Source organism: Terriglobales bacterium, from assembly GCA_035543055.1.
Taxonomy (GTDB): Bacteria; Acidobacteriota; Terriglobia; order Terriglobales; family Acidobacteriaceae; genus JAIQFD01.
In genome coordinates this window covers 1-10,644 of the sequence record DATKKJ010000185.1, presented here as the reverse complement: position 1 = coordinate 10,644, position 10,644 = coordinate 1, and the positions used below count along the sequence as shown (strand labels likewise).

Genomic DNA, 10,644 nt, shown 5'->3' with positions numbered 1-10,644 from the left:
ATGTCAAGTAGTTCGTCAAAACCTTGTAGTGAGGGTGCCGATAATCCTGGGTGCGCCAGCCGACCCTGTCGAATCATCTCTGTGCCTAGGTCCATTGCCTTGGAAAGCAGCGTTGCCGCCTCAGCTTTTCTTCCGAGCGCGAAAAGCGAACTTGCCATCCTAACCTGCAACCTAAGCTTTGCTGGAGAAGCGGGGACTCTGTCAATCTTTCAAGTATTTCGTTCGTAACCTCGTTTACAGCATCTGGATCGACGGACTGATATTTTGGCAGTAGGGACGCCAGTGTGATATCTGTGATTACTGGAGTACCCGAGAAGACGACTAGTATGGCGACAACTAAAAGGCAGCTCAGCATCCTCTTACGCATATCTCCAACCTCCACAGCGAGCGCACCGTAGCCCAAGAGCTCCACAAGTCAAGAGAAAAATGATTCCTGTTCTGAATTCAGAACAAGACCTTTTGCGTGCTCTCCTGCATTCGTGGAGGAGGCTTGCTACGGATTCACCACGATCTTCCCGAACATCTCGCTCTTCTCCAGCCGCTCGTGGGCCGCCCGTACCTCGCGCAGCGGGAAGGTCTTGTCCACCACCGGCTTCAGCCGCCCGCTGAAAACGTGCTTCAAGACCTCGTGCAGTTCCCCCATGAAACCCATGTAAGACCCCAGGAACGAGAGTTGCTTCGCGAACAGGACCCGCAGGTCGAAGCTGGCCTCCGGGCCCGTAGTCGCGCCGCAGGTCACCAGCTTTCCTCCCACTCGCATCGACTTTATGCTCTCCTGCCAGGTGGACTTGCCGACGTGCTCGAACACGATGTCCACGCCCCGCTTGCCGGTGATCTTCTTCACCTCCTCCGAGGCCGTCTGCTTGTAATGGTCGATGGTGTAGTCGGCACCCAGTTCGCGTGCCTGCTCCAGCTTGGCCTCGTTGCCGGCGGTGGCGATCACCTTCGCATTGAACAGCTTCCCGATCTGGATGGCGGCCGAACCCACCCCTGAGCCCGCTCCCCACACCAGCACGAAGTCCCCGGGTTGGATCTGGCAGCGCCCCACCAGCATGTGCCACGCCGTGAGGAACACCAGGGGCACACTGGCCGCCTCGTCGTAGGTCAAGTCGTTGGGGATGGGGATCACATTCACCTGCGGGACCGCGATGTACTCGGCATTCCCGCCGTCCACCAGGTTCCCGATCACGGTGAACTCGCGGCAGAAACTCTGCCGCCCAGACACACATTGCTCGCAGTGATTGCAGAAGACCATGGGCGCCAGCAACACCCGCTGCCCGGCGCTCAGGCCCTTGACGTACTCGCCCACTTCGGCGACGTCGCCCGAGATGTCGCTGCCGTTGATGTGCGGCAGCTTGATTCCCGGGAGGCCTTTCCGGCACCACAGGTCCAGATGATTCAGCGCGCACGCCTTCACCCGGATGAGCACCTGGTCTTTGCGCAATACCGGGTCGGGGGCGTCCTCGTACTTCAGCACCTCCGGCCCGCCGAACTCGTGGAAACGGACAGCTTTCATGGCGACACTCCTGCAAGGAACTTTCCTCAACGATGGACCGTAAAAGCTAACATAAACAGCTTTGCCGTAGGGCGGCCGACCCCGGCCGCCCCACCCACCTTGTGTGGCACAGCCGCCCTCGGCTGTGCGGCTTGGTCCATCCTTGCGCCTCTTTTGTGCAGGGTGGCAGCGCTGATTTGACGGGCCTTCCGCAAACTCCCGATAATGGTTGGGGATGGACCTCTACGAAGAGATCGTGAAGCTGCGCCGGGAAGGACGTCGCGGGGCGCTGGCCACCATTGTCAACGTGCGCGGCTCCATCCCCTCCTTCGAGACCGCCAAGATGCTGGTGCGCGACGACGGCTCCATCGTCGGCACCATCGGCGGCGGCTGCGTCGAGGCCGAGGTCTGGCAGGCCGCCCGCGAGGTCATGGAGCAGGAAAAGCCCCGCACCCTCACCTTCAATCTCAACAACAATCCCAAGTACGACTCCGGGCTGGTCTGCGGTGGTACCCTCGACGTCTTCGTGGAGCCGGTGATGCCCGTTCCCCAGCTCTATCTCTTCGGCGCCGGACACGTCTCTCTGCACCTGTACAAGGTCGCGCGCCTCGCCGGCTTCGACGTCACCGTCATTGATGACCGCGACGCCTACGCCAACCGCGAACGCTTCCCGGAAGCCCGCGAGGTCTATGCCGAAGATTTTGACCAGGCTTGCTCCAAGCTGTCGCTCAACGAGAATTCCTACATCGTCATCGTGACCCGCGGCCATCGTGACGACATGCGCATCCTGCGCTGGGCGGCCGGCGCCCGTGCCCGCTATGTCGGTATGATCGGCTCCAAGCGCAAGGTCATCGAGATCTACAAGGAGCTGGAGCGAGAGGGCGTCTCGCGCGAGAGCCTGGACCGCGTGCACGCCCCCATCGGCCTCGATATCGGCGCCATCGCCCCCGAAGAGATCGCGGTCGCCATCGTCGCCGAGCTGATCGCCGTCCGCCGCCAGGCTGAAACCGCTGCCCCCGCGATGAGATTCGAACGCGAGGCCAAGTCCAAGGACTAGGCTGGTTTCGGAGGGGCACGCCTTCAGGCGTGCCATGAAGCTCATCGATGGGGATCAGGGTCCGGCTTCAGCCGGACGACACTTGCACTGAACTGCCCCTGCTGTATGCTTGAACAAGATTTATGGCCCGATCCCCAAGCTTCTGCGGAGTCATCCTGGCCGCCGGTGAGTCGTCCCGCATGGGACGCGACAAGGCCCTGCTGCCCTGGCCCCCGGCGCGCGAAGAAAGCTATCACCCCGCGGCGGATATCGCCGGGTTGTCCCGTGTCGCTGCTCCTCCGCGCACCCAGACTTTCCTCTCCGCGGCCATCGAGCTGCTCAATCCATTCTCCGAGCTGGTCCTGGTCGTCGGCGGCAAGAACTCCGACGCGATCGCGCCGGTGGTCTATTCCACCGCCGCCTCGCTGCTGACCAACCGCCATCCTGAACGCGGGCAATTCAGCTCGCTGCAGATCGGTTTGCAGGAAGTGCTTAACCGCGGCCGCGATGCCGCCATCGTCACTCTGGTGGACCGTCCGCCCTGCGCCTCCGAGACAGTCGGCGCCATGGTCGCGCTCTTCCGCGAGCTTTACGAGGAAGGCAAGTGGGCGGTGGTGCCCGAATTCGAAGGCAAGCACGGCCATCCCATCGTCATCGGGCGGGAGATGATCGAGGCCTTTCTCAAGGCACCCGTCGGCTCCACTGCCCGCGACGTCGAGCATTCCGTGCCGGCCCGCGTCCACTATCTCGCCGTCAACGACCCCATGGTTGTCGCCAACGTCGATACCCCCGAGGACTACCAGCGGTTGGCCGGCTCGTGATCTTCGCCTCCGCCAAGGTCTCTGCCCGTGCCGAGGAGTTCATCGCTTCGGTCTTGCGTCTCCGGCCCAAAGTGGCGGTCTTCGACTGCGACGGCACTCTCTGGGACGGCGACATGGGTGCCGGCTTTTTCTATTGGGAGATCGAGCAGGCTCTCATCCCCAGGGAGGTCGCGGATTGGGCGCTGCCCCGCTACACCGACTACAAGGCCGGACGCGTGGATGAGGAAACCATGTGCGGGGAGATGGTCACCATCCACGCCGGCATTACAGAGGAGAAGATCATTGCCGCCGCCGCTCATTTCTTTGAGATCGAGGTCCGCCAGCGCATCTTCCCTGAGATGCAGCGCCTGACCGGCCGCCTGGCGGACGCCGGTTGTGAGCTGTGGGCGGTCTCTTCCACCAGCGAGTGGGTGATCCGCGCTGCCGCCCCTCATTTCGGGTTTTCTCCGGACCGCGTGCTGGCTGCCTGCGTCGCCATCGAAGCCGGCTGCGCCACCGACAAGCTCATCCGGGTGCCGACCGACGAAGGCAAGGCAGTCATCGTGCGGGAGCGCATCGGCCCTTGCCCCGATGCCGTCCTCGGCAACTCCATCCACGACGCCGCCATGCTCGAACTGGCTCGCCACCCCTTCGCCATCAACCCCAATCCCGACCTGGCTGAGCTGGCGAAACAAAGGCGTTGGACGATCTACCGCCCTGACGCCGTATAGGAAAGTTTCCGCAGCGCGGCCCGCAGCGCATCCATCGCCAAGTGACTGGCGTGCATGGTCTCGTTGCTCAGCCCGCCCAGCGCTGACACCAGCTCTTCGCGCCGCAAGCCGTCCGCCTCCGCGACGGTCCTCCCCGCCAGCATCTCCGTCAGCGCCGACCCGCAGGCGATGGCGGTCACGCACCCCTGGGTGCGGAAACGCGCCTCCGCAATCCTCCCGGCTTCCACCCGCAGGCTCAGCCGCATGACGTCGCCGCAGGCCGGGTTCTCCACCTCCGCGGTCGCGCTCGCCCCTTCCACCTCCCCGACGTTGCGGGGGCGCTCGAAGTGCTCGATGACCTGCGCGGAATACATGGCGTTCGCTCCCATCCACTATAATCCCGCCTTCCGGGCGCAGGACGCCCCGGCTCTCCATTGATTCAGGCAAACGAAAAGGGCGCCTTCTCAGCGCCCCTCTGACTCCTGACTCCCGACTCCTGACTCCTGACTACTTCCTATAAACAGTCGGCTTCGGCCCCTGCTCCAGCGTCTGCCGGTTCCAGATCATGCCCTCGCGCGAGTAGTTGGCCAGCTCGAAGTCCTGGGTCAGCTCCAGGCAGTCGGTCGGACACGCGTCTTCGCACAGCCCGCAGAACATGCAGCGGCTCAGGTCGTAGGTGAAGGTGGTCAGCTCTTTGCGCTTGGTATTGGGGTTGCGCTCGCTGGAGACCACGATCAGGTGCTCCGGGCAGGCCAGGGCGCACAGGTCGCAGGCGATGCACAGGGTCTCGTTGGTGTCGGGATTCACGTTCAGCCGCGGCGCCCCGCGATAACGCTCCGCCACCAGCGGCCGCTGCAGCGGATACTGCTCGGTGTAGATCTCCCTGGGATGCTGGTAGCGGAAGGTCAGCGACAGACCCTTGAGCAGATCGATCAGCAGCAGCTTGCGCAGGAACTTGGGTATTGCCATCGGTGGGCCTTCCCCCGCTCACAGTCTAAACCGCCGTCCGCGCAAAAGGAAAGAGCCGCCGGGGATCCGGACGCCATGCAGCCATGTTGCTCGCTGGTTAGAATGGACACAGCCAGCGGAGCCGCCCATGACCCCTGACGAACTGTGGATGGAGGAAGCCTTGCGCGAGGCCACCCGCGCCCAGGCCGCAGGCGAGGTCCCGGTCGGCGCCATCGTGGTCTGCGACGGCCGCATCGTGGGCCGGGGCGGCAACCGCAATCTGCTCGACAACGACCCCACCGCCCACGCCGAGATCGTCGCCCTTCGCCAGGCCGGCCACGCCATCGGCAATCACCGCCTCGGCGACTGCCAGATGTTCGTCACCATCGAGCCCTGCGCCATGTGCTCCGGCGCCCTGGTCCACGCCCGCCTCCGTCGCCTGGTCTATGGCGCCGACGACCCCAAGGCCGGGGCCGTCCGCTCCGTCCTCCAGGTCCTGAACCACCCCGCCCTCAACCACCGTATGGAGGTCACTTCCGGCGTCCTCGCCGGCCGCTGCATGGACCTGCTGCAGTCCTTCTTCCGCGACAAGCGGGTTTCCACAAAGTAGCCCGCGCGCCCTCGCGCGGGCCAGTTGGAGACTTAGGGATGTTCGGAGAGGGAGGGATTTGAACTTGAGGCGTCTAGCGGGCGTGAGCGAAGCGAGAGCCCGCTGCCGCAATCCTGAGCGCTATAGCGCGAAGGACCTCTATTCGGACACGCGTATCTTGCTGAGGAATGGCGGAGAGGGAGGGATTTGAACTTGAGGCGTCTAGCGGGCGTGAGCGAAGCGGGAGCCCGCTGCCGAAATCCTGAGCGCTATAGCGCGAAGGACCTCTATTCGGACACGCGTGTCTTGCTGAGGAATGGCGGAGAGGGAGGGATTTGAACCCCCGATACCCTTTCAGGTATGTCCGCTTTCGAGGCGGATCGTTTCAACCACTCACGCACCTCTCCGCGCCGGAAGGAACCCCATTTCGGGGCCGTGTAGTGGTCGTTTCGATTCTACCAAACTTATCCTTGCGCCCTCGTGCAGGCGCTGCCCCACCAGCAAGACCAGCTGTCTAGGCGACCTCGCTTACTGGATCGTGAAGAGCACGATGTTCGAGTTCTGATTCCCGCTGCGGACGTACACGTTCACCATCGCGCTGTTGGCCACGTCGGCCGCCGGCACTTGCGCGGTCACCTGCACCGCGCTCCCGTAAGCCGTCTGCAGTGCGTTGCCGTTGAAGAAGACGACCGAGTCCATGCCGAAATTGTTGCCGCTGACGGTCATGCCGAAGCTCGCCGCCCCGTGCATCACCGCCATGGGGGAGAGCTGCGTCACGTTGGGGATGGCCCCGCTGATCATGGTATTGGAGCCGTAGCCACAGCCAGCAATGCCCACCGCCAAGAACAATCCCGCGAGGAAAATGCAGACTTTGCGCATGCTCATCCGAACACCCCACACCAAGAGGCTGTGCGAAGGATGTCCTCGGTGAGCCTCCGGTTACAGCCCGAAGGCCCCGCCACCCCTTAAACCTTTCTAAAACTACACGGCTGATCCGCGATCGTCCGCGTGCATCTGCGGAAAAGTTGAGGCGCTGAGCGGGCGTGAGCGAGCCGACGGGCGAGCGGGAGCCCGCTGCCGAAATCCCGAGCCCAGCGAGGGAAACTCACACCACAAAATACTTCGCGTCGGGATGATGCACGACGATAGCTGACGTGCTCTGCTCCGGGTCGAGGAGATACGCCGACGTCAAATGCACTCCGATGGCCTCGTCCGGGTGGATGAGCGCGAACAGCTTGCTCTGGTCTTCCAGGTTGGGACACGCCGGATAGCCGAACGAGTACCGCGACCCGCGGTACTTCTGGTGGAACAGGTCGCGGATCTCGGCCGCGTCCTCGCCCGCGATCCCCAGCTCTTCCCGCATCTTCTTGTGGTGCAGCTCGGCCAGGGCCTCGGCGGTCTCAACGCTCAGGCCATGGAGGTAGAGGTACTTGGTGTACTCCCCGGCCTCGAACAGCTTGTGCGACTCCTGGGTCGCCCGCGGCCCGATGGTCACGCACGACAGCCCGATCACGTCCACCTGCCCGCTCGATTTGGGGGCAAAGAAATCCGCGATCGACAGACGCCGCCCCTCCCGCTGTCGCGGGAACGTGAAGCGCTGAATCTCTCTTGCTCCTTGTAGCCCGGCCGCCCCCGGCCGGGCCTGCCCGCTCGAGGGCGAGCGGGCTACAACGGATTCAGGGTCATAGATGACGACGTGGTTCCCCTCCGCCTGGCACGGGAACCAGCCCCACACCGCCTGCGGCTCAAACCACCCGGCCTCGATCACTTCTTGCTTCAACTTCTCCAGCACCGGGCGGTATTTCTCCTCGACCAGCCGCACGTAATCCGCCTGCGACGCCGTCTTCAGCTGCCACTGGTTCTTGAACAGCGCGGTCTCGTTGATGTAGCGGAAGACCTCGCGCAGGTCGTAATCCTTCTTCACCCGCGTGCCCCAGAACGCCGGCTTGGGGATCAAAACGTCGGCCCGCACCGCGCTCGACCGCACCGGCGCCGTCTCGACCTCGGCGACGGCGACTGCCGCAGCCGTCTTGTATTCCTTGGCTTTCTTGCCCTCAGCCAGGCGCTTCTCACGAACGCCGTCGTCGGAGCACAGGTCGCTCATCACGCTCAGTCCGCCGAAGGCGTCCTCGGCATAGAAGACGGCGTTGGAGTACTCGCGCCGCAGGTCGTCCTCGACGTACTTGCGGGTCAGCGCCGCCCCACCGCAGATCACCGGGAACTCCAGCTTCTGGCGCTCCAGGTCCTGGATGACGTATTTCATCTCCACCGTGGACTTCACCAGCAGCCCGCTCAGCCCGATAGCGTCGGCCTTCGACTCCACCGCCGCCTTGATGATGTTGTCGGCCGGCTGCTTGATGCCCAGGTTCACCACCTTGTAGCCGTTGTTCGACAGGATGATGTCCACCAGGTTCTTGCCGATGTCGTGGACGTCGCCCTTCACCGTGGCCAGCACCAGGGTGCCCTTCTGCGAGCCCTCGACCTTCTCCATCTTCGGCTCCAGGTAGGCGACTGCGGTCTTCATCACCCCGGCGGAGTCGAGTACCGACGGCAGCTGCATCTTGCGCGCCCCGAACAGCTCGCCCACCGTCCGCATCCCGTCCAAAAGGACGTTGTTGATCAGATCGAGGGGCGTATAACTCTTGAGCGCGTCTTCCAGGACTACCGGCAGTTCACGCCGGCCGGCGCCTTCGCCCATCGCCTTCTCCCCGTGGATGATCAGCCACTTCAGCTGGTCCTCCACCGAGAGCTTCTCGGCGTGGACCTCCGCTTCCGGCTTCTTCTCGATGCCGGAGAAAAACTGCATGTACACCTGCAGCGGGTCGCCGGCGCTGGTATCGCGGTAGATCAGCTTGCGCGCCAGCTCCACCTCGGCGTCGGGGATCTTGTACAGCGGGTAGATCTTGGCGTAGTTCACGATGGCCATATCGAGGCCGTGGTTCACCGCCTCGTGCATGAAGACCGAGTTCAGCACCCGCCGCGCGTACACGTTCAGCCCGAAGCTGATATTCGAGACGCCCAGGATGGTGTGGCACTCCGGCAACTCTCTCTTGATGCGCTCCACCGCCTTCAGCGTCTCGATGCCGGCGGTGCGGTACTCCTCTTGCCCGGTGGAGATGGGCAGCGTGAGCGCGTCGAAGATCAGGTCCTGCCCCCGCATCTCGTACTTCTGGGTCGCCAGCTGGTGAATGCGTTTGGCGATAGCCACCTTCTTGTCGGCGGTCAGCGCCATGCCGTCCTCGTCGATGGTCAGGCAGATGACCGCCGCCCCGTAGCGCTTCGCCATGGGCAGCACCTTCGAGGTCCGCTTCTCGCCGTCCTCTAGGTTGATGGAGTTGATGATGGCCTTGCCCGGGATGCGCTTGAGCGCCTCCTCGATGACGTCAGCCTCGGTCGAATCCACCAGGATGGGCGCGGGCACACGGGTGGCGATCTTGTCGAGCACCGCGCCCATGTAGCCTTTCTCGTCCTCGCCCACGATGGCGCAGCACAGGTCGAGCATGTGCGAGCCCTCATTCACCAGCCGCTTGGCCAATCCCAGGATGTCGTCGTATTTGCTCCCCCGCAGCAGGTTGCGGAAGTGCTCCACTCGCGTGGTCGCGTTCATCTCCTCCGCCACCACCAGCGGCTTGGGGTCGAGGTCGAGCGGCACCGAGGTGTAGGCGCTCGAGGCCGCGGCCGTGATCTTCACGTCGCGCCTGGCGGGCTCCAGGGTGCGGCACGCCTCCACCACTGCCTTCAGGTGCTCCGGCCGGGTGCCGCAGCAGCCGCCCACGATGCGCACCCCGAAGTCCTGGATGAAGTGCTTGTGGTAGTCGGCCAGCTCCTGCGGGGTCAGCGTGTACACCGCCTGCCCGCCGACGTTCTGCGGCAGCCCGGCATTGGGTAGCACCGAGATGTGCTTGGGGGCGCTGGCGCACAGGTGGCGCACCGCGTCGTTCATCTCCTTGGGCCCGGTGGCGCAGTTCAGCCCCATGATGTCGATGTCGAAGGGCTCCAGCGCCGTCTCCGCCGCCAGGATGTCGGTGCCCAGCAGCATCGTCCCTGTGGTCTCAAGCGTTACTTGAACTGTGACCGGTAAGCGCTTGCCTGCGGCCTTCATGGCGTCGAACACCCCGGCGATCGCCGCCTTGCATTGCAGCAGGTCGAAGCAGGTCTCGATCAGCAGCACGTCCACGCCTCCCTCGATCAGCGCCTGCGCCTGCTCCTGGTACGCGGCCGCCATCGCGTCGTAGCGGATCTGGCCCAGCGAGGGCGACTTGGTCCCCGGCCCGATGGACCCGGCCACGAACCGCTTCTCACCGTCGAACGAGTTCGCCACCTCGCGCGCCAGCTTGGCGGCCGCCACGTTGATCTCGCGCACCTGGTCCTGCAGCTCGTACTCGCCCAGCACGATCCGAGTGCCGCCGAAGCTATTGGTCTCCACCACGTCGCAGCCCACCTTGAAGAACGACGCGTGGATGTCCTGGATGATGTCCGGGCGGCTCAGCACCAGGATCTCGTTGCAGCCCTCCTTGCCCCGGAAATCGTCCAGGCTGGGCTGCCGCAACTGGATGTTGGTGCCCATGGCGCCGTCGTAGATGACGACGCGCTCCTGCACGGTCTTGAGGAATTCGCCCATTCTCTTAAGGATACCAGTTCTCTTTTCACCGCCGAGCACGCCCGGAACGCCGAGATTCTTGGGAATAGGGAAGTAAAGACCTCGGCGGTCTCGGCGATCTCGGCGGTTAAATGGTTTTGGATTGCTCGAAAGGCCGGTTCACTCCGGGCGGCAGCGACGCCGGGAAGCGCGCATTCTCGCCCTGCTCCGCCAGCTCGGCAGCCAGCAGCTGCTCTTTCCGGAACACCAGGCTGCTGGCATTCAGCGTGGCGATCTCGAACGCGTGCCCGTGGGTGATGGCGTCGGTCGGGCAAGCCTCCACGCAGTAGCCGCAGAAGATGCAGCGGTTGTAGTCGATGTTGTAGACCTTGGCGTAGCGCTCGGCGCCCGAGACCCGGCGCTCCGCCGTGTTCTCCGCCGCTTCGATGTAGATGCAGTTGGAGGGGCAGGCCGCCGCGCACAGGAA

At 64.0% G+C, this 10,644-nt stretch carries 10 protein-coding genes and 1 tRNA gene; 4 read left to right on the top strand and 7 right to left on the bottom strand.

Annotated features, from left to right (window positions below):
• Positions 1-493 precede the first annotated feature (493 nt).
• Positions 494-1,516 (bottom strand): zinc-binding dehydrogenase, encoded by a 1,023-nt coding sequence (locus tag VMS96_12245; protein ID HVP44195.1) that lies wholly within the window; start codon positions 1,514-1,516, stop codon positions 494-496.
• Between the two features lie 214 nt (positions 1,517-1,730).
• On the opposite strand from VMS96_12245, the gene VMS96_12240 reads away from it, so the two are divergent.
• From VMS96_12240 to VMS96_12230, 3 genes are all read left to right on the top strand, one after another.
• On the top strand, positions 1,731-2,552 hold the full coding sequence (locus tag VMS96_12240) for an XdhC/CoxI family protein (protein HVP44194.1): 822 nt from the start codon (positions 1,731-1,733) through the stop codon (positions 2,550-2,552).
• A 122-nt stretch (positions 2,553-2,674) separates the two neighbouring features.
• Positions 2,675-3,352: a nucleotidyltransferase family protein gene (locus VMS96_12235; protein HVP44193.1), complete on the top strand. Its 678-nt coding sequence runs from the start codon at positions 2,675-2,677 to the stop codon at positions 3,350-3,352.
• Positions 3,349-4,062, top strand: a complete 714-nt coding sequence (locus tag VMS96_12230; GenBank protein HVP44192.1) for a haloacid dehalogenase-like hydrolase — start codon at positions 3,349-3,351, stop codon at positions 4,060-4,062. Before VMS96_12235 ends, VMS96_12230 begins: the two co-directional genes overlap by 4 nt.
• On the opposite strand, the gene VMS96_12225 is transcribed toward VMS96_12230, so the two are convergent.
• Positions 4,041-4,430, bottom strand: a complete 390-nt coding sequence (locus VMS96_12225; GenBank protein ID HVP44191.1) for an iron-sulfur cluster assembly scaffold protein — start codon at positions 4,428-4,430, stop codon at positions 4,041-4,043. The two genes, VMS96_12230 and VMS96_12225, sit on opposite strands and share 22 nt — an antisense overlap.
• A gap of 118 nt (positions 4,431-4,548) precedes the next feature.
• Positions 4,549-5,010: an NADH-quinone oxidoreductase subunit I gene (locus VMS96_12220; protein HVP44190.1), complete on the bottom strand. Its 462-nt coding sequence runs from the start codon at positions 5,008-5,010 to the stop codon at positions 4,549-4,551.
• Between the two features lie 127 nt (positions 5,011-5,137).
• Here VMS96_12220 and tadA point away from each other — a divergent pair, with 127 nt between their 5' ends.
• Positions 5,138-5,599 (top strand): tRNA adenosine(34) deaminase TadA, encoded by a 462-nt coding sequence (gene tadA / locus VMS96_12215; GenBank protein ID HVP44189.1) that lies wholly within the window; start codon positions 5,138-5,140, stop codon positions 5,597-5,599.
• Positions 5,600-5,895: 296 nt separating this feature from the next.
• Here the strand turns inward: tadA and VMS96_12210 are convergent.
• From VMS96_12210 to VMS96_12195, 4 genes are all read right to left on the bottom strand, one after another.
• A tRNA-Ser gene (locus tag VMS96_12210) sits at positions 5,896-5,985 on the bottom strand.
• A gap of 121 nt (positions 5,986-6,106) precedes the next feature.
• On the bottom strand, positions 6,107-6,457 hold the full coding sequence (locus VMS96_12205) for an IPT/TIG domain-containing protein (GenBank protein HVP44188.1): 351 nt from the start codon (positions 6,455-6,457) through the stop codon (positions 6,107-6,109).
• Positions 6,458-6,683: 226 nt separating this feature from the next.
• Positions 6,684-10,199, bottom strand: coding sequence for a methionine synthase (metH, locus tag VMS96_12200; GenBank protein HVP44187.1), 3,516 nt, complete (start codon positions 10,197-10,199; stop codon positions 6,684-6,686).
• A 106-nt stretch (positions 10,200-10,305) separates the two neighbouring features.
• Positions 10,306-10,644 (bottom strand): 4Fe-4S binding protein (locus tag VMS96_12195; GenBank protein ID HVP44186.1); only part of this gene is annotated, 339 nt, incomplete at its 5' end.